The organism is Parabacteroides sp. KHUB-01 (assembly GCF_056640935.1).
The window spans coordinates 1,758,993-1,778,195 of the sequence record NZ_CM153256.1 but is presented as its reverse complement, the minus strand read 5'-3'; the positions used below and the strand labels follow the sequence as shown (position 1 = coordinate 1,778,195).

General features: G+C 39.2%; 13 protein-coding genes and 4 tRNA genes. 10 read left to right on the top strand and 7 right to left on the bottom strand.

The window, feature by feature from the left end; genetic code table 11:
* Positions 1 to 254: 254 nt before the first annotated feature.
* The 10 genes from ACYIAR_RS07920 to gltA all read left to right on the top strand — a co-directional run bounded on the left by ACYIAR_RS07920 (position 255) and on the right by gltA (position 16,387).
* Positions 255 to 3,275, top strand: a complete 3,021-nt coding sequence (locus ACYIAR_RS07920; RefSeq protein WP_480333282.1) for a tetratricopeptide repeat protein — start codon at positions 255 to 257, stop codon at positions 3,273 to 3,275.
* Positions 3,265 to 5,034 carry a TonB-dependent receptor gene (locus ACYIAR_RS07915; protein WP_480333280.1) on the top strand — a complete coding sequence of 590 codons (1,770 nt, stop codon included), beginning with the start codon at positions 3,265 to 3,267 and terminating at the stop codon, positions 5,032 to 5,034. Before ACYIAR_RS07920 ends, ACYIAR_RS07915 begins: the two co-directional genes overlap by 11 nt.
* A gap of 376 nt (positions 5,035 to 5,410) precedes the next feature.
* Positions 5,411 to 7,900 (top strand): DUF6383 domain-containing protein, encoded by a 2,490-nt coding sequence (locus tag ACYIAR_RS07910; protein WP_480333278.1) that lies wholly within the window; start codon positions 5,411 to 5,413, stop codon positions 7,898 to 7,900.
* Between the two features lie 233 nt (positions 7,901 to 8,133).
* Positions 8,134 to 10,149 carry a fructose-1,6-bisphosphatase gene (locus tag ACYIAR_RS07905; protein WP_480333276.1) on the top strand — a complete coding sequence of 672 codons (2,016 nt, stop codon included), beginning with the start codon at positions 8,134 to 8,136 and terminating at the stop codon, positions 10,147 to 10,149.
* A 4-nt stretch (positions 10,150 to 10,153) separates the two neighbouring features.
* Complete coding sequence (locus ACYIAR_RS07900; RefSeq protein WP_480333274.1) at positions 10,154 to 11,185, top strand: iron chelate uptake ABC transporter family permease subunit; 1,032 nt, start codon at positions 10,154 to 10,156, stop codon at positions 11,183 to 11,185.
* A gap of 5 nt (positions 11,186 to 11,190) precedes the next feature.
* Positions 11,191 to 12,210, top strand: a complete 1,020-nt coding sequence (locus ACYIAR_RS07895) for an ABC transporter ATP-binding protein (protein WP_480333272.1) — start codon at positions 11,191 to 11,193, stop codon at positions 12,208 to 12,210.
* A 7-nt stretch (positions 12,211 to 12,217) separates the two neighbouring features.
* The gene (locus tag ACYIAR_RS07890; protein ID WP_480333270.1) at positions 12,218 to 13,582 is read left to right on the top strand and encodes an MATE family efflux transporter; all 1,365 of its coding nucleotides are present in this window, start codon (positions 12,218 to 12,220) and stop codon (positions 13,580 to 13,582) included.
* Between the two features lie 46 nt (positions 13,583 to 13,628).
* Positions 13,629 to 14,015, top strand: a complete 387-nt coding sequence (locus tag ACYIAR_RS07885; RefSeq protein WP_480333268.1) for a co-chaperone GroES — start codon at positions 13,629 to 13,631, stop codon at positions 14,013 to 14,015.
* 85 nt (positions 14,016 to 14,100) lie between these two features.
* On the top strand, positions 14,101 to 14,898 hold the full coding sequence (locus ACYIAR_RS07880) for a sulfide/dihydroorotate dehydrogenase-like FAD/NAD-binding protein (protein ID WP_480333266.1): 798 nt from the start codon (positions 14,101 to 14,103) through the stop codon (positions 14,896 to 14,898).
* Between the two features lie 13 nt (positions 14,899 to 14,911).
* The gene (gene gltA / locus ACYIAR_RS07875; RefSeq protein ID WP_480333587.1) at positions 14,912 to 16,387 is read left to right on the top strand and encodes an NADPH-dependent glutamate synthase; all 1,476 of its coding nucleotides are present in this window, start codon (positions 14,912 to 14,914) and stop codon (positions 16,385 to 16,387) included.
* A gap of 74 nt (positions 16,388 to 16,461) precedes the next feature.
* On the opposite strand, the gene ACYIAR_RS07870 is transcribed toward gltA, so the two are convergent.
* The 7 genes from ACYIAR_RS07870 to ACYIAR_RS07840 all read right to left on the bottom strand — a co-directional run bounded on the left by ACYIAR_RS07870 (position 16,462) and on the right by ACYIAR_RS07840 (position 19,150).
* Positions 16,462 to 16,932 (bottom strand): hypothetical protein, encoded by a 471-nt coding sequence (locus ACYIAR_RS07870; RefSeq protein ID WP_480333264.1) that lies wholly within the window; start codon positions 16,930 to 16,932, stop codon positions 16,462 to 16,464.
* Positions 16,933 to 16,971: 39 nt separating this feature from the next.
* The gene (locus ACYIAR_RS07865; protein WP_480333262.1) at positions 16,972 to 18,135 is read right to left on the bottom strand and encodes a lactonase family protein; all 1,164 of its coding nucleotides are present in this window, start codon (positions 18,133 to 18,135) and stop codon (positions 16,972 to 16,974) included.
* A 77-nt stretch (positions 18,136 to 18,212) separates the two neighbouring features.
* Positions 18,213 to 18,285 (bottom strand) — tRNA-Gly (locus ACYIAR_RS07860).
* 46 nt (positions 18,286 to 18,331) lie between these two features.
* Positions 18,332 to 18,404 (bottom strand) — tRNA-Gly (locus tag ACYIAR_RS07855).
* Between the two features lie 13 nt (positions 18,405 to 18,417).
* Positions 18,418 to 18,502, bottom strand: a tRNA-Leu gene (locus ACYIAR_RS07850).
* Between the two features lie 20 nt (positions 18,503 to 18,522).
* Positions 18,523 to 18,595: transfer RNA gene (locus ACYIAR_RS07845), tRNA-Gly, on the bottom strand.
* A gap of 102 nt (positions 18,596 to 18,697) precedes the next feature.
* The gene (locus ACYIAR_RS07840; RefSeq protein ID WP_480333260.1) at positions 18,698 to 19,150 is read right to left on the bottom strand and encodes a Rieske (2Fe-2S) protein; all 453 of its coding nucleotides are present in this window, start codon (positions 19,148 to 19,150) and stop codon (positions 18,698 to 18,700) included.
* Between the last annotated feature and the right edge of the window lie 53 nt (positions 19,151 to 19,203).

The following is a 19,203-nucleotide window of genomic DNA, read 5'->3' as shown; positions in this document are numbered from 1 at the left end:
AGTTCTGTACTATATAATTTAAGGCTTTCAGCCTTGAAGCACCTTGTCAACTCGTCCCCTTTTACTCACTATCTTTTCATAAGATAGGATACGGCTCGGCAATATCAAATCAAAAACAAGCTTTAGATTTGACATTGCTCTTTCCTTTCACTATCTTTGCAAAATATTTATAAAACAACTTATTGAGTTTGTTTGTTATAAAATAGAACATAGTGTTTGCCTTTCAGGCATTCACATACAAATAATAAAGAGTGATGAAAAGAATATTGATTCCATTGTGTCTGGTTTTGGGCAGTACTGTGGCAATGGGCCAGAGATCATATCAGTTCCAGACAAATGACCGTCTTTTCCAGGAAGGGAAGGAGTTTTTTGTCCAGCAGAACTATTCGGGCTGTATTGATAAACTGGAAGCATATAAGAAACATGCAACAGATGCCGATCTTATACAGGAGGCAGACTATATGCTGGTTTGCTCGGCTTTTGAGCAGGGAAGACCGAACGCTGGCGAATTGCTGAAGAATTATCTGGATGTATATCCTGATACTCGTCATGCTGATGATATTTGTTTCCGAATCGGTTCAGTTCATTTTGGTAATAGTGAATATGAAAAGGCAATATATTGGCTTCAGGAGGCAAATATAGATATGCTTTCTCCGGAAGAACAGGAGGCTAGCAGTTATCGTCTTGCTTATTCGCTATTGCAGAAAGGTGATTTGGAAAAATCAAGAGCTTACTTTGAACGGATAAAAGAGATTGGAAGTACATATCAGGAAGCATCAGCATATTATGTTGCTTATATTGATTATGCGGACGGAAAATATAACAAGGCTTTGGTTGAATTCGAAGAATTAAGTAACCTGTCTGCATATCAGGAACAATCTGCTTACTACATCACTCAGATATATTTTATACAGAACAAATACAGACAAGCAGCTGAATCCGGAGAGGATTTGCTGAAGTCATATCCGGACAGCGAGAACAACACTGAAATATATCGTGTTGTCGGTAACTCATATTATCATTTGGGAAATGAAGCTAAGGCTACAAAAGCTTTGGCTAAGTATGTTTCCGAGGCTGAAAGTCCGTTGAGAAGTGATTTGTATTTACTTGGTGTATGTTATTACAATCAGGGTAAATTCAGCGACGCAGTGAGATGCTTCGGAAAGACTGTAAGCGAGAACGACGAGCTGACTCAGAATGCTTATCTTTATCTCGGACAGTCGTATCTGAAACTTAACGACAAGAACAATGCCCGTATGGCGTTTGAGGCTGCGGCAACATCTTCATACGATGAGCAGATACGCGAGGTTGCATTATATAACTATGCATTGCTTATCCACGAAACTGGATTTACTGGATTCGGCGAGTCTGTGACTATATTTGAGGACTTCCTTAATGATTTCCCTAATTCACGATATGCTGATAAGGTGAATGATTATCTTGTGGAAGTTTATCTTACTACAAAGAACTATGATGCTTCGCTTGCTTCAATACAGAAAATCAAGCATCCGAGTACAAAGATATTGGCAGCAAAGCAAAGTATATTGTTCCAGTTGGGAACTCAGTCTTTCACTAACGTCAAGCTTGATGAAGCAATAGATTACTTCAGTGAAGCTATAAAGATGGGAGTTTATGACACTGAGGCTCGCAATGATGCTTATTTCTGGCGAGGAGAATCTTTCTACCGTAAGGGAGAATATGACATTGCTATCTCCGACTACAGAACTTATCTGAACAATACTTCGCAGCGCAGTGGCGAGATGTATGCTCTTGCATATTATAACTTGGGCTACGGCTATTTCAAGAAGAAAAATTATGACGAGGCTTTGAACCGCTTCCGTCAGTATGTAAATATGGTAAGCGACCAGCAAACTGCTTCGTGTGCTGATGCCTATAACAGAATTGGTGACTGTCTGTTCCACAGCCGTCAGTTTGCTGCTGCTGAAGAAAACTATAACAAGGCGGCACAGCTGTTGCCTTCTGCCGGTGATTATTCTGTTTATCAGAAAGGATTCGTGCTAGGTTTGCAGAAGGATTACAGAGGCAAAATCAGTACACTGGACAGACTTATCCGAGAATATCCGGAATCGCAGTATGTGGATGATGCTCTGTTTGAGAAAGGACGTGCTTATGTGTTGCTTGGTGACGACAATCAGGCAGCAATGGCATTTGAATCTCTTATGAAGAATTATCCTGAAAGCAGTTTGGCGCGTAAGGGTGGAATTCAACTTGGTCTGATATATTTCAATGCCAACAAACCGGAAAAGGCTGCTGAAGCTTATAAGAATGTAATCAGCAAATATCCGGGAACAGAAGAAGCCAAAGTGGCTCTTCAGGATTTGAAGTCTGTTTATATTGATTTGAATGATATCAATTCGTTTGCGGATTATGTGAACTCTTTGGGTGGAAATGTTCATCTGGAAATCTCTGAACAGGACTCTCTGACATATCTTGCTGCCGAAAAATTGTTTATGCGTGGCGACAATGACGGAGCACGACGCAGTATGCAGAATTATTTGCAGCAGTATCCTAAAGGTGCTTTCAGCTCAAATGCTAATTACTATTTGGGAAGTATAGCATTCTCGCAGAAGAATTATGATGAAGCTGAAACATTCTTTGATTCTGTTATCAAGAGCGGAGATATGAAATTTATGGAGGAAGCAGTTGCCCGCAAGTCTGAAATACAATATAACCGCAAGGACTATGCCGCGGCGTTGGAAACATTCCGCCGTTTGCATAAGATTGCAGAGAATCCGGATAATAAGGAAGCTGCAAGTCTTGGTGTTATGAGATGTGCTTTGCAGATTGGTGATGGAAAAGAAGCTCTTTCTGCAGCAAATGATTTGTTGAAGAATCAGAAAGTTTCTCCAGAAATTGCAGCTGAGGCGCGTTATGTGAGAGCTAAGGCTTATATGGATTCGAAGAACGAAGAAAAAGCTCTTGCCGACTTGAAGATTCTGGCTGAAGATACACGAACAGTGCATGGAGCTGAAGCGCGCTATTTGCTTGCCCAGCTATATTATGACAGCCATGAGGACAAGAAAGCTGAAAAAGTGCTTGAGGATTTCGCCAAAAACGGAACGCCGCATCAGTACTGGCTTGCCCGTGGTTTCATTCTTTGGGCAGATATCTATATCCGTCAGGGTGATGATGTTCAGGCTCGAGTCTATCTAAATAGCTTGAAGAATAATTACCAGGGTGATGATGATATTGCAGCTATGATTGAAGACCGTTTGGCAAAAATAAATCAAAAAGGAGGAAGCGATGAAAACTAACAAATCGACAAAAGTACTTTGTGTTATAGCGATGTTGGGATGCGCTTCCGGCATCATGGCACAGGAGGAAGTAAACAAGGAAGAAAAGAACCTGAACCGCGAGATGACTCTCGAAAGGGAATATGACCCTTCTGTTCAGGATGCAAATAAAGTAAATACATTGCCTGCCGTGAAAGAGCCGACAGTGAAGAAGCGCGCTATAGACTATGCCGTGTTTGCCGTGCCTACTGAACCGGAAAAGCAGATTTCTGTTTTGCCTTCAGGAAAGATTATGGCTGATATGGATTATAACAAACGCCGCGGTTATCTGAATCTTGCTGCAGGTATGAATCTTAATATAAACGGTGATTTCGGTTATCATATATTGAGTACGGAGAAAGACAATTTGAATGTTTATTTGTCTTACCGTTCGACTAACGGCAATATAGATTATATCCAGATTGATGATAAGGTGAAGGCTAAGTTGAATGATAATCTGGGTGGATTAAATTACAAGCATAAATTTGAGAAAGCTGTATTCAATATCGGTGCAAAATATGGTTATTCAGGTTTCAACTATTATGGCTTGCCTGTAACTGGTAATTTGGAAGAAGCAGGAACAAATCTGGATTTGGCTGACAGAACAACAAACCAGGTTAATCAGACAATAGGTGCAAATATCGGTATCGAATCTGAAGACGAGGAAGCTCCTTTCGGATATATGGTGGACTTCGACTACATTAATTTTTCTCATAAATATGGTGCAGATGCGAAGAGCGACGGTCCGACTGAGAATACTTTTGAGCTTAAATTTAATTTGTTTGCTCCTTTCGGAGGAAATCAGAGAATTGGTCTTGCCGGTTTGGCTGAGTATTTCAGCTACAACCTTCCGGAACGATGCTCCTTTGAAAACCATGCAGAAGTTATTTTGAATCCATATTATACTATTGAAGGTGATATATGGAATCTTAAACTTGGAGCAAAGGCTATGATTGTTACTGGAGAAAACAGTAAGTTTGCTGCATCTCCGGATATTGCTTTTGATGTTGAAGTGGCAGATAAAACTGTTTTCTATTTGAAAGCGGACGGAAAACTTTACTCAAACAGTATGTATGAGACTGCTCTTGTAAACAGATATGTAAATCCTACAGAAGAATTGATGCCGTCTCGAAATTGGTTGGATGCAAATCTGGGTATTAAGAGTGGCGTTGTTCCTGGTTTCTGGTTTGATGCTTTCGCAGGTTATAAGATAACAAGCAGTGATGTTCTTTATTTGCCGTCACGAGTATTTGAGCAGGATGGTTTTGGCAACTTTGCTGAAGCGATGAGTGATATCAATACAAAACGCTTCTTTGCCGGAGTTAATTTGAAATATAATTATCAGAAGTTATTTGAGATAAACCTGAAAGGAGTGTATAATAACTGGAAGGCAAATTATGGTGATTCATGGATAGGAGGAGAAGCAAATGCTGAGTTGGATAGAGTTTGGGGTAAACCGACTGCTGAAATCAATGCTGGTGTTACTGTTCGTCCTATTGACAAACTTGCTGTAGATGTGAATTATTATTTGGCTACAGGACGTTACACTCAGCTTGGCGGTTATGAGGAAGTGAATCTGAACAATATCAATGAACTGAATATTCGCGGTATGTATAATATAAACAAAACATTTAGCGTGAATGTACAGTTGAACAATGTGTTGTTCCAGAAGTATGATATTTATTATGGTTATCCGGCTCAGGGATTTAATTTGATGGGGGGAATTAATGTTAATTTTTAGGAGTTAAGAAGTTAAGAAGTCAAGTAGTAAGTATATTAATATTCTTGTCATCTTGTCAACTTGTTAACTCGTCAACTGAAAATATTGATTACAAAACCTTATTCAAGTAATATGTGTTTATGTTGACCGGTAAAGTCCATTATTGGGCTTTGCCGGTTTTTATTTTATGAACTTTGGACTGGTACGTAAAACATGATGTTTCGTACAAATAACCTTAATAATGGATAATAAATAAGTTGAGGTTATTATAAAGGTATGTATGTTTATTATCTTTGTATAATGGAAACAAGCGAGTTTGTCAGTATGTCGAAACTTGGTAATTGGAATGTAACTTACAAACTCAAAAACTTATAAACTCAAAAAAAAATTTTTGCCTATGAGAAAAGAACTATTACTTTTTGCATCTACAATATTGGCTTCATCTTCTGTTTTTGCTGTTGACGGTGATATAGTGAATGGCAACTATTATAAATTGGGAGAGAATGAAGGCCTATATATAAACAGAGGTGATTCTGTTGTGCTTGTAGAATCAACAGAGAAAGCATTCAAGACAGACTCTGTTTTCTGGAGTGTTACTGAGAAGAGAGAAGATGGCTCAGGTGCTTATCTTTATAAATTCGTCAATAAGGCAACAAACAAGGCTATAAGTTTTGATGCTGCTGAATTTTTCCAGATTGCAACTGGAGAGAAAATTGCAATTGCTGAGAGTGGAACGGAAATAAAATACTTGAAATATTTCATCAGCGGAGAGCAGAAATATGTAGGAAAGAATGATAAAGATGTATTGAAATCTTTTGATGATGAGACTAAAGTGTCATCTCAGAAAATGACAATATTCGATGTTAATCATTCAAGAGCTATGACAGTAGCTGACTTGCATGAACAGACTACATATTCAATGGATATACTTTCTTCTTTGGAAGGTGTGACTGATGGTGCTTACTATTTTGAGGAAGTTTCAGAAGGTGTATTCAATATCAAGTCTGCAAAAACAGGAAACTATTTGTCTGTAGATTCAGTAATGGCAACAAAGAGTGCTGACGATCCTCAGTTCGGCTTTAAGTTCGCTTTTAAGAAAAAAGAATATGCTTCTGCTAAGGATTTCAAACTTTTGCTTGATGAGGCTACTGATAAGGTGGTAATTGCTATGGCAGGCAAAACACTTAAACTGGAAGGAGAAGAAATAAAGCTTTCATATGTTTCAGATAATGTAATTTTAGGTAAGACGACATTAGATTCTTCAGAAGCTTATGTTACTGTTTCTTTTGCTGATAACGCAGAACCTAAAAATGGAGAAAAACTTTCATTTGACAGACCATCGTTTGGTAAGTCAACAGCATGGACTCCATCAGAAAAGGCATATATCATTACAAAAGTTGCAACAGGAGCAAATGCTGTAGAAAACGGTAAAATCTGGGGCGCTGAGTTTGCTAATCTTGATAACAAAGAAAATAAGCTTGGTTTTGTGAAAGTAGCAGCTTCAGCTTATTTGCCGGAAACTTATAACTACATTGAGAAAATAGAGGAAAACGGAAAGATTACATATACTATTTCCAACGGTTTTTATAATGACTCAAAGACTGTAGCATTGAAAGAAGTTCCTGGAGCTGCTGATACGTTTGTAGCATCTCTTTCTTCAGAAGCTGATACATTCAAAGTTCAGGCAATTGATGCTCTTCCTGGATTTATTAATCTGACAGCTAAAGAAGCTCAGGATACAAGATGGTCAATGGAAATCATCACAAACTTGGGTAACAGTGTCTATGTTGTAGATAAGGAAAATTATCTGTATGGACAGAATCTTGAAAATGCAAGTGAGGCATACAGCTTCAAGCTTAATATAGAAAAAACAGTTAAGTCTCCATCTGAAAAGACTGAGTTTAATGTTTATTCAATAGTTGATGACGAGGGTAGAAAAGTCGGTTTTGACAATAGTGGCAAGATGACTTTGAGCAATGATGTGAATGCTTTGCGTTTTGTTTTCAAGACATTAGCAGAAGGGAAACAGATGGTTATTTATATGTCTGATGAAGCTGATTCAAATGCTGGTGCAGGTTCATTGAAAGTGGATGGTTCACAGAGCAATATCGTGAAACTTGAAAGAGCTGATTATCAGTGGGGCGACTATACTTCATTCAATATCGTACCTCAGGAAGCTCCTGCATACGAAGTATTGTCGGAAGGACATTACAGAATGCAGTCTGCATTCAACAATACATTGGCAATTGTCCGCGATGGTAACAAGGCTTTGATGAAAGCAGTTTCTGAATTGCCAGAAGCAACAGAAGACAATTTCAAACTGTATGTTGATACAATTCAGGTAAAAGATGCACTTAAACCTTTGTATGCTATTTCTACTTCTTCAATTTCAGGAGATAAGAGTTCTAGAGCTTATCTGTGTGTTGAGGAAAATAACGGAGTTCAGTCTGTTGTATTCAAGGATTATACAGATGCAGAAATGGAAAAGGCTCTTGAAAAAGATGAAATGAAATCAGCATTTTGGACGTTTAAGATTGAAGATGACGGTTGTCTGATTCAGAATGACAAAACTGAAAAATATCTTTACCAAGATAAGGATGCTTTGGCTTTGGCAGAATTGTCTGGAGCATTAACATTTGAAGTAGAACGAGTTTCTGCACCAACATCTGTTGAGGCTGTTGAAGAACCAACAGGAATTTTGGTTACAACAGTAAATGGGGCTTTGGTTGTGAGAAATGCTGCAGGTGAAAGAGTTTTGGTTTCTGACATTGTAGGTAGAATTGTTGTAGATAAAGTGCTGACTTCAGACAATGTTTCTTTGTCTGTTCCTTCAGGTATTATGCTTGTAAAAGCAGGAAAAGAATGCTTCAAGGTTATTGTCAGATAAATAAGATATAATGAATTTACTTGTAAAGGAGGCTGGTGTTTAACCAGTCTCCTTTTTTGATATTAATGTAACGGGCTTATCCAACTTTAAAGTTGGGCAACTGAATAAACTTAAATTATATGTATTACCTTTGTAGTATATTCTGAGGTTTTTCAAGTTTTTGATCTGAAACTTCTCAAGTTACAAACTTTGCTCAACCTGAATTGTTAATCAAGAAAAGAAGTATAAAGCAGATGGTAAAAGACATAACACCTGAAGTGATATTGAACGACTTGCGTTATTTGCAGTTGTTGTCACGCAGTTTTCCGACAATTGCAGATGCCAGCACGGAAATAATAAATTTGGAGGCAATATTGAATCTTCCCAAGGGAACAGAGCATTTCCTGAGTGATGTTCATGGAGAATATCAGGCATTCAACCATGTCTTGAAGAATGCGTCGGGAGCTGTAAAGCGAAAGGTGAATGAAATATTCAATAATGCGTTGCGCGATACCGAGAAAAAGGAGTTGTGTACTCTGATTTATTATCCGGAGGAGAAGCTGGAGCTGGTACGTTCGAAGGAGGCAGATTTGGACGACTGGTATATGATTCGTCTGAATCAGTTGGTGCGTGTTTGCCGTAATGTATCATCTAAATATACTCGTTCGAAGGTGAGGAAGGCTTTGCCTCGTGAGTTCTCTTATATAATTCAGGAGTTGCTGCATGAATCTTCTTCTGAACCAAATAAATCTGCTTATGTGGACCAGATTATCAATACGATAATATCAACGGGCAGGGCTAATGAGTTTATTGTTGCTATGTGTAACCTGATTCAGAGGCTCACAATAGACCAGTTGCATATTATCGGTGATATATATGACAGAGGTCCAGGTGCTCATGTGATTATGGACACTCTCTGTGATTACCATAATTGTGATATACAGTGGGGAAACCATGATATATTGTGGATGGGAGCTGCTGCCGGAAATCTGGGAAGCATAGCGAATGTGGTCCGTATGTGTCTGCGATATGGCAATCTTGCCACTCTGGAAGATGGATATGGAATCAATCTTCTTCCTTTGGCTACGTTTGCAATGGAAACATATGCCAATGATTCGTGTGATCGCTTTATGCCTAAAAGCGGCGCGCAGGATATGGCTTTTGATGAGAAGACAATACGTCTTATATCACAGATGCATAAGGCTATGACTGTGATACAGTTGAAAATTGAGGGCGACATTATCCGCAGGAATCCAAGTTATGATATGAATGACAGATTGCTCCTCCATCGTATGGATTTGGATAAAGGAACTATAATTCTGGATGATGGAGTGGAGTATGAGTTGCTGGATTCTCATTGGCCGACTATAGATAAGAACGATCCGTATCGTCTTTCACCAGGAGAGGAGGAATTGATGCAACGTATTTTGCATTCATTCAAGAGCAGCGAAAAGCTGCACAAACACATACGTCTGCTGTTTACTAATGGTGGAATGTATAAGGTTTGTAATTCAAACCTACTTTTCCATGCTTCTGTGCCTTTGAATGAGGACAAGACTTTGAAGACTATAAATATTGCAGGAAAAGACTATAAAGGAAAAGCTTTGCTTGACAGAGTGGACCAGCTTGTGCGTATTGCTTATTTCGGTTCGGAAGATGAAAAGGAATATAATTTTGCTGTTGACTATGTATGGTATTTGTGGTGCGGCAAAGAATCTCCTTTGTTCGACAAGAAACGTATGGCAACATTTGAACGTTATCTGATAGCAAACAAAGAGGCTCATAAAGAAGAAAAAGGAGCTTATTATACACTCAGACAAGAGGAAGATGTATGTGATATGCTGTTGGATGAGTTCGGTGTAGTGGGGTCGCACCGTCATATAATAAACGGCCATGTTCCTGTCCGTTCTATCAAGGGCGAAAATCCAATCAAGGCAAACGGTAAACTTATAGTTATCGACGGCGGTTTTTCAAAAGCATATCACAGGGAAACTGGTATTGCCGGATATACACTGGTATATCATTCAAGAGGTTTCCAGCTTGTGCAGCATGAACCGTTTGAATCTACAGACAAAGCTATAGAAGAAGGATTGGATATACGTTCTACTACTATTGTCGTTGAGTTGAGTTCGCACAGGCAAATGGTGAAGGATACGGACAAAGGCTTGGAACTTCAAAAACAAATACATGATTTGGAGAAACTTCTATATGCATATAGAGGCGGATTTATTCAGGAAAGGGAAAGAGTAAACAGGTTTTACAGGAATTGAGGCAATGCGTAATGTTTTAGTTTTCTATCCGCTGCTTGCCATATCTCTTGTATTGCTGTTTTGTGTCAGTCTGGTGTATGGTTCCGTGTCTATACCGTTTAATTCTGTTTTGGATATCTTGTGCGGTAACACATCAGAACATCCGGCATGGAGCCATATAGTTCTGGAATCACGTTTGCCTCAGGCTGTGACTGCGCTATTGGCGGGAGCGTCATTGGCTGTAAGCGGATTGCTGTTGCAAACTCTGTTCCGTAATCCGCTTGCCGGTCCGTCAATCCTGGGAATAAGTGACGGAGCAAATCTTGGTGTTGCTGCGGTTCTTCTTTATTTTGGAGGAACAATGGGGCAAATAGCTGAGTATGCAATAAGCGGATATTTGTTGGTTGTTGCTGCTGCATTTATCGGTGCCGGAGTTATCTTGGGGCTGATAATTTACTTCTCTACAAAAGTCAAGAGTAATGTGATGCTTTTGATTATTGGTATTATGATAGGTTATATGACTTCGTCATTGATATCAGTGCTGAATTATTATTCATCGGCGGACCGTGTCCATTCATTCGTTATGTGGGGAATGGGTAATTTTTCCGGAGTTTCGTTGGAGCAGTTGCCTTTTTTCTCAATATCCATATTGCTCTCACTGTTGCTTTCCGTATTGCTGATAAAGCCTTTGAATGCTTTATTGCTGGGAGAAATGTATGCTGTCAATCTTGGAGTGAAGGTACGCCAGGCTCGTATTCTGATATTGTTTTGTACGGGATTGCTGACTGCAACAACTACGGCGTTTTGCGGTCCAATATCTTTCATCGGTTTGGCTGTTCCGCATATAGCACGTTTGCTGCTGGGTTCTTCCAATCATAAACAATTGGTACCGGTAACGATGCTGGCAGGTTCGTGTGTGGCGTTACTTTGCAATATACTTACTGTGATGCCGGGAACTAATTCCATATTACCGTTGAATGCGGTAACTCCTATGATTGGAGCTCCGGTGATAATTTATGTTATTGTAAACAGAAGAAATATTCAATATTTTAACTAGTCTGTATGATAGAAAAAGCAGCTGTTGAAACTCATGGTCTGGCAATAGGATATAGCCGTAAAGGACAACCTCCTAAAGTTGTAAATGAAGGTATGGATTTATATCTTAACAAAGGAGAGCTTACATGTCTTTTGGGGTTGAATGGAGCCGGAAAATCTACCTTGCTACGTACACTTTGTGGATTTCAGCCTTCTCTTGCCGGGAATGTTGAGATTATGGGGAGAGATTTGGCTTCCTATAAACCATTGGAGTTGGCTTTGACTTTGGGTGTAGTTCTTACCGAGAAAACGAATGCCGGAGGAATAACTGTTTATGAGCTGGTATCATTGGGAAGACATCCACATACAGGCTTTTTTGCCAGATTAAAGGCGGAGGACAAAAGAATAATTGAAGAATCAATGTGTGCTGTGGGGATATTGAATAAAGCCGGTAGTTATGTGTCGGAACTCAGTGACGGGGAACGGCAAAAAGCAATGATAGCAAAAACTCTGGCACAGCAGTGTCCTGTAATTATACTGGATGAGCCTACCGCTTTTTTGGATATAACTAGCCGTATTGAAATGATGATACTTTTGCGCCGTCTCGCTGTTGAGCAGGGAAAGGCTATATTACTATCCACACATGATTTGGAGCAAGCCATACAGCTGGCAGATAAGTTGTGGCTAATGAGGAGTAAACCTCAGAATATATTGTGCGGTTGTCCGGAGGATTTAATATTGAACGGGGAATTTCAGGATTTCTTTGCCAGAGATAATATAACTTTTGATATTTCTACTGGAAAAATGGATATAAACGTGAAGAGGAAACCTGTCTTTCTTCAGGGTGAATCCAATACTGTATTTTGGGTAAGAAATGCATTGGAAAGAAATGGATATTCTCCTGTTGAAGAGCAATCAGTTTCTCAGTTGTCTGTATATTGTTATTCTCCGAATAATATTGTTCTGAGAGACAAAGATGGCAAGGAGAAAATTGCTGGTAGTGTCGAGGAATTGATCAGAAACTTGAATAAAAATCTAAACAGTTGAAATAGGTATGTCTAATGAAATTACTTGGCGGTTGGAAAATGATAAAATCAGTCGTCTTTTGGTTTATTATGCAATCCCGGCTGTAATCGGGACAATGGTAAATGCTTTATACAACATTGTGGACCGTATTTTTATAGGGCAGGGTGTAGGTCCTCTGGCAATATCCGGTCTGACACTTACGTTCCCGATAATGCTGTTTCTGCAGGCATTCGGTATGTTGGTTGGAGCCGGTGCTGCAACAAGAGTATCAATATGTTTAGGAAGAAAAGATATTAATCAGGCAGAAAATGTATTAGGAAATTCATTGGTACTTACTTTTATATTGAGTGCAATAACGATAATTCCAAGTATGTTGTTTCTGGAACCTTTGCTTATGGCTTTTGGGGGAAGTGAGCAGACAATACCTTATGCAGCAGATTATCTTTATATAGCAATACCTGCGAATTTGTTTGCATCTTTGAGTTTCAGTTTCAATGCTGTGATGCGTGCTTCCGGTTATCCTAAAAAAGCAATGTACACTATGTTGCTTGGTGCGGCATTGAATGTAATATTGGATCCGATATTTATTTTCGTGTTGGATATGGGTATTAGAGGTGCAGCTATTGCAACACTACTTTCCATGATGGCATGTACAGTATTTGTGATGAGCCATTTTATCAGTGAAAAAAGTTTGGTTCGTTTCAGAAAAGAACATTTCAGTCTGGATAAGAAAATTCTGCTTAGTATAATATCAATTGGAATATCTCCTTTCTCAATGCAGCTTGCAGGAAGTTTTGTGAATGTAGTTATGAACCATGCGCTGAAAACTCATGGAGGAGATTTGGCGATAGGCGCAAGTGGAATTATAACAAGTTTCGCAATGCTATTGGTTATGCTTGTAATCGGTATTGCGCAAGGAATGCAGCCTATAGTTGGTTTTAATTATGGTGCAGAGCGTCACGACAGAGTTCAGGAAACTTTATATAAAGTTATTTTTGTGTCAACAATCATAACAGGAATAGGTTTCATAGCAAGTTACTTTTTCCCTGGAATAATTGTTAATGGATTTACTGCTGATGAAGAATTATCTGTTATTTCGGAAAATGGATTGCGTCTGAATCTTCTAGCGTTTTTGGTTGTAGGCTCTCAGTTGGCAATAAGCCAATTCTTCCAAAGTATCGGTATTGCATGGAAAGCAATGTTCTTGAGTCTTAGCCGTCAGTGTCTTTTCCTGATACCTGCTATTTGGGTTTTGCCAAACTTTTATGGACTTGACGGAGTTTGGCTGGCTGGTCCGTTTTCAGATGTTCTGGCTTCCCTGATGGCGTGGATTTTCCTTTGGTGGCACGTTAGAACACTTAAAAAGAAAATGGCATTTGCACGAAAATCCTGAAACTGTTATATATTTGTATTTAAACAACTAAAATCAGATAGCAATTATGCAATTATCAATAGACCAGAAAGACATCAATAAATTCCTTATGATAGGGGATAAGGTGTTGATAAAACCTAAGAACCCTCAGAGTCAGACGAAGACAGGATTATATTTGCCACCTTCTGTGCAAGAAAAAGAAAAAATACAATCCGGCTATGTAATAAAAACCGGTCCAGGTTACGCTCTTCCTGCACAAGAACAGGATTTGGAAGTCTGGGAGAAGAAAAATAAGGATGAGGTGCGTTACCTTCCTTTACAGGCAAAGGAAGGTGATTTGGCAATATATTTGCAAAGCGCATCGTATGAAATTACATTCAATGATGAGAAATATTTGATTGTGCCTCATTCCGCGATATTGATGTTGATTAGAGAAGATGATCTTTTTGAATAATCTTGTTTCAACAATTTAGGGAAGTTAACTTTTTTCTGTACTTTTGTCGCATAAATTAGAAATATAATATCAATAGCGATTATAAATGAATAAAATTGTAAGTAAAGAGCATTTTTCAGCCAATGTGGTGAAATTGGAGGTTGAGGCTCCTCTTATTGCCCGCTCCAGAAAGGCTGGACACTTCGTCATCGTGAAAGTTGGCGAAAAGGGAGAACGTATTCCATTGACTATTGCTGGTTCTGATACCAAGAAAGGCACAATTACTTTGGTTATTCAGGCTGTCGGTGCTTCATCCCGTAAGATTTGTGAACTGAATGAAGGTGATTATATCACTGATTTGGTTGGACCACTTGGACAGGCAACTCACATTGAAAAGGTCGGTACTGTGGTTTGTGCCGGAGGTGGTGTTGGTGTTGCTCCTTTGTTGCCAATAGTTGAGGCCTTCCATAAAGCAGGAAACAAAGTTATTGTAGTGCTTGCTGCAAGAACTAAGGACTTGATTATCCTTGAAGAGCAAATGCGTGCAAATTCTGACGAAGTGATAATAATGACAGACGATGGTTCGTATGGAAACAAGGGCTTGGTTACTAATGGCGTTGAGTCAGTAATCAATCGCGAGAAAGTGGATTTGTGTGTCACTATCGGACCTGCAATAATGATGAAGTTTGTCTCTGAACTTACAAGAAAATATAATATTCCGACTGTTGCTTCTTTGAATACAATCATGGTTGACGGAACAGGTATGTGCGGTGCTTGCCGTATTACTGTTGATGGAAAGACTAAGTTCGTTTGTGTTGACGGACCGGAATTTGATGCGCATAAGGTCGATTTTGATGAAATGATTTTGCGCCTTGGTGCATATAAAGATGTTGAAAAGAAGTAAGGAGGAACAAACAATGACACAGGAAGAATTAATTGCAGCTCGCCGTTCTGAACCTTGGAGAGAAGAACTGCGTAAGAGTAAAAAGAATAAAGAACGTGCCGATATTCCGCGTGTTCACATGAATGAACTTGATGCAGAATACCGCAGTCACACACGTTTGGAAGAAGTAAACCTTGGATTGACTCCGGAACAAGCTTTGCTAGAAGCTCAGCGTTGTCTGGACTGTCCGAAACCTACATGTATGCAGGGTTGTCCGGTTGGTATCAACATCCCTACATTTATCAAGAATATTGAAAGAGGCGAATTCCTTGAAGCTGCCAAAACTTTGAAGGAAACAAGCGCTTTGCCTGCTGTTTGCGGTCGTGTATGTCCTCAGGAAAAACAGTGCGAAAGCCAGTGTATACATTTAAAGATGGGCAAGGAAGCTGTTGCCATCGGTTATCTTGAAAGATTTGTTGCCGATTATGAACGTGAAAGCGGACAAATTTCAATTCCTGAAATTTCTGATAAAAACGGTATCAAGGTTGCTGTTGTTGGTTCTGGCCCTGCCGGTTTGTCTTTTGCCGGTGATATGGCTAAGAAAGGTTATTCTGTAACTGTATTTGAAGCTTTGCACGAAATCGGTGGTGTGTTGAAATATGGTATTCCAGAATTCCGTTTGCCAAACAGAATAGTAGATGTTGAAATTGAAGGTCTGCGTAAAATAGGAGTGGGGTTTGTGACAAACTGTATTGTCGGCAAAACTATCTCATATGACGATTTGCATGAGGACGGATATAAAGGAATATTTGTTGCCAGCGGTGCCGGCCTTCCTAACTTTATGAATATTCCGGGTGAGAACTTGGTTGGTGTGATGTCATCAAATGAATATCTTACTCGAGTAAACCTTATGGATGCGGCAAATCCGGAAACAGATACTCCTGTTATGCAAGGAAAGAAGGTAGCCGTAATTGGTGGTGGAAACACTGCAATGGACTCTGTTCGTACGGCTCGCCGTTTGGGTGCTGAACGTGCTATGATTATTTATCGCCGAAGCGAGGAAGAAATGCCTGCACGTCTTGAAGAAGTTAAACACGCAAAAGAAGAAGGTGTTGAATTCCTTACACTTCATAATCCTATCGAATATATCGGAGATGAAAGAGGACGCGTAAAACAGATGCGCTTGCAGAAGATGGAGTTGGGTGAACCTGATGCTTCCGGCCGTCGCCGTCCTGTTCCAATTGAAGGTGCAGTTGAGTTGGTTGATGTGGATGAGGTAATCGTCAGCGTCGGTGTTTCTCCAAACCCACTTATTCCAAGAGCATTTACCGGTCTTGAAGTAAGCAAGAAAGGAACAATCGTTGTTAATGAGGCAACAAACCAGGCATCTTTGTCAGATGTATTTGCCGGTGGTGATATTGTTCGCGGCGGTGCGACTGTTATCCTTGCTATGGGCGACGGACGTAAGGCGGCGGCTGCGATGGATGAGTATTTGAAGAATAATCAATAAAATCGGATTTAAATCATTATAAAAAATAGACTAACTCATTGATTTGAGTTAGTCTATTTTTTTACAAGCATATTTTACTTCATACTTATATCCGTAGAAAGACTAAAGCTTTCAACCAAAACATCTCCGTCTGATTTATATTCTTTTTCAAGAACATCAACTTCTTTATCGTTAATATAAGCACTAACTTTTACTTTAAGAGTCTTTCCTGATGTAATGCATGAAACGCTGCCGGCACAAGTAAGGAAGAAAGCATCTGGTTCTGTATAACATGTTATATTTTTCTCATTCTTGAAAGTTGCAGAATAACTCTCTCCTTCATATTCTCCGTCAGCACTGTAAAGTTTTGCTGGACCGGCTAATGAAACGCCGCCAAAAGTTACGTTTAAATCAAAGTCATCGATATCTCCACTTTGTTCAACTACAATTTTATGAACACCTGTTTTTACAACATCTTCTACTTCATCTTTTTTATCGTCCCCACATGATGTAAATGCAATGCCTAAGATTGTAAAAAGGCTCAATAATGCAATTAGTTTTCTCATTTTGAATGATTTTTTAGTTGTTAGTTATTAATATTGATTTTACCGTATAATTTTCAAACACACTGGCTTCCCACTCTCAATATATTTACCTGTGTTCTCCAGCCTTCCATTTTCTGTATTTCTGGAATATATTTCAATCCTGTTGTCATCACGGCAAGCCACAAGAAGATATTTGCCATTTGGAGTAATCATGAAATTCCTTGGATGCTTTCCTGTAAGAGTATAATCAATCTTGTTTAATTTCCCGTTAGTTTCATCAACTGCAAACACTGCAATGCCGTCTTCTTTCAGTCTGTTGCTTGAATAAACGAATTTGCCATCAGGAGAAACATGTATATCGGCACTGCCTTTTGCTCCGACACTGTCTGCCTTTATATATTGGATAGCGTCCATTTCTCCATTATTATAATTGAATACAACAACTTCGCCGGAAAGCTCGTTGATAAGATATGCATTTTTCTTGTTTGGATGGAAACAAATATGGCGAGGACCGGAACCTTCTTTAATTTTTATGTCCTTCATGTTTGCCTGGTCAAGCAATGTGGCTGATGATTTATCCGGATTATTCTCAGCAAAAGGGAACATATGGATTTTATCGGTTCCCAAATCATTAGCCAGAAGATATTTTCCGTCCGGAGTGATTTTTATACAATGCAAATGAGGTTGTTCCTGTCTTTCCTTGTCGATACTTTTACCTTCAAATTGAATCAGATTACTTTTCTCTCCGAGTTTGCCATCTTTTTCGATAGGGAAGACCGTAATACTGCCGCCCATATAGTTTGCTGTTATTACGAATTCTTCTTTAGGGTCAAAGTTTATATGACATGGAGCGCCGCCGTTTGTCAGCTGAGAATTGAGAAGAGTCATTTTCTCATTTTCCAGCAATATGGCATTTGCAGTTGAAGTCAATCCTTCATCTTCGCCAACAGCATAAATATTCTTTCCATTTGAGGCAATAGTGAGGAACGACGGATTAGAAATACCTTTAAGTCCGCTTATATATTTGCTATCACCAGTAGCCTCATCGAATTTGTAGAGCTTTATGCCTTCTTCTTCGGGAGTTGAATAACTGCCAACCAACAGATATAATTCATTTGGATTATCAGTTTCAGAAATATTATTGGTATTTTCTTTTTGTGAGGAGAAACTGCAACTGCAAAGAAGTATGCAACTGCAAATAAAAGCTGATATTCGTGATTTCATAATACAAATGTTTTGTATAGATTTATAAAGTAAAAAGCCCCGCAATCCCTAAGAATCACGAGGCTTTTTGGAAGCTGAGCGGAAGACGGGACTCGAACCCGCGACCCTAACCTTGGCAAGGTTATGCTCTACCAACTGAGCTACTTCCGCAAGATTGTCTGTACTTTGTTTTTTGTTTTGAGATTTCTCTCTTTAGAGCGGAAGACGGGACTCGAACCCGCGACCCTAACCTTGGCAAGGTTATGCTCTACCAACTGAGCTACTTCCGCAAATAATTTTCAGTACTCGAAGCGGGACTTGAACCCGCACAGCTGCAATAGCCAAAGGATTTTAAGTCCTTCGTGTCTACCGATTCCACCATTCGAGCATCCATTCGCATAAGCGATGAGCGGAAGACGGGACTCGAACCCGCGACCCTAACCTTGGCAAGGTTATGCTCTACCAACTGAGCTACTTCCGCATATGCTGCTCTCGGTTTCACTTGTTACGAACTCTTTCGCTTCCGATTGCGAGTGCAAAGGTAGATAAAATATTTATATTACAAAACTTTTTGAGCATTTTTTTAATTGGTGACGTAAATTTTATCTCCTTGCATACTTACGTTATATTGCTTAAGGTATTGATCTGACGGACCTTCCAACGGATTTGCTATTCCATTTAATAAATCGTATTTACTTCCGCATTTTGGACATATAGCGTATAATCCATCATCAGTTACTTCAACTATTATGCTTGTTTTTGCCTCATATGGGCAAGCTGCATCAAAGGCATAATACTGATCCATTCCTGAAGCATTAACTCCGTGGTAAACGAGAACGCCTCCGAATCCGGTCATTTCACCAGCCTGATCAATATTCTTCTGATTATAAATTTTGTATGCCGACAATGTTTTCAGAGCTCTGTCCTGATAAGTCAAGTCCAGTTCAAGATAAACCCTAGCATATGGAATATTACTTACAAATGTTGAACAGGAAAAAGCAATTCCGCAAAGTATTAAAAAAAGAAGTCGTTTCATATCTGTTTTTCTAAAAAAATAAAGATACAATTCATCAGTTTCTGCGTTATTAT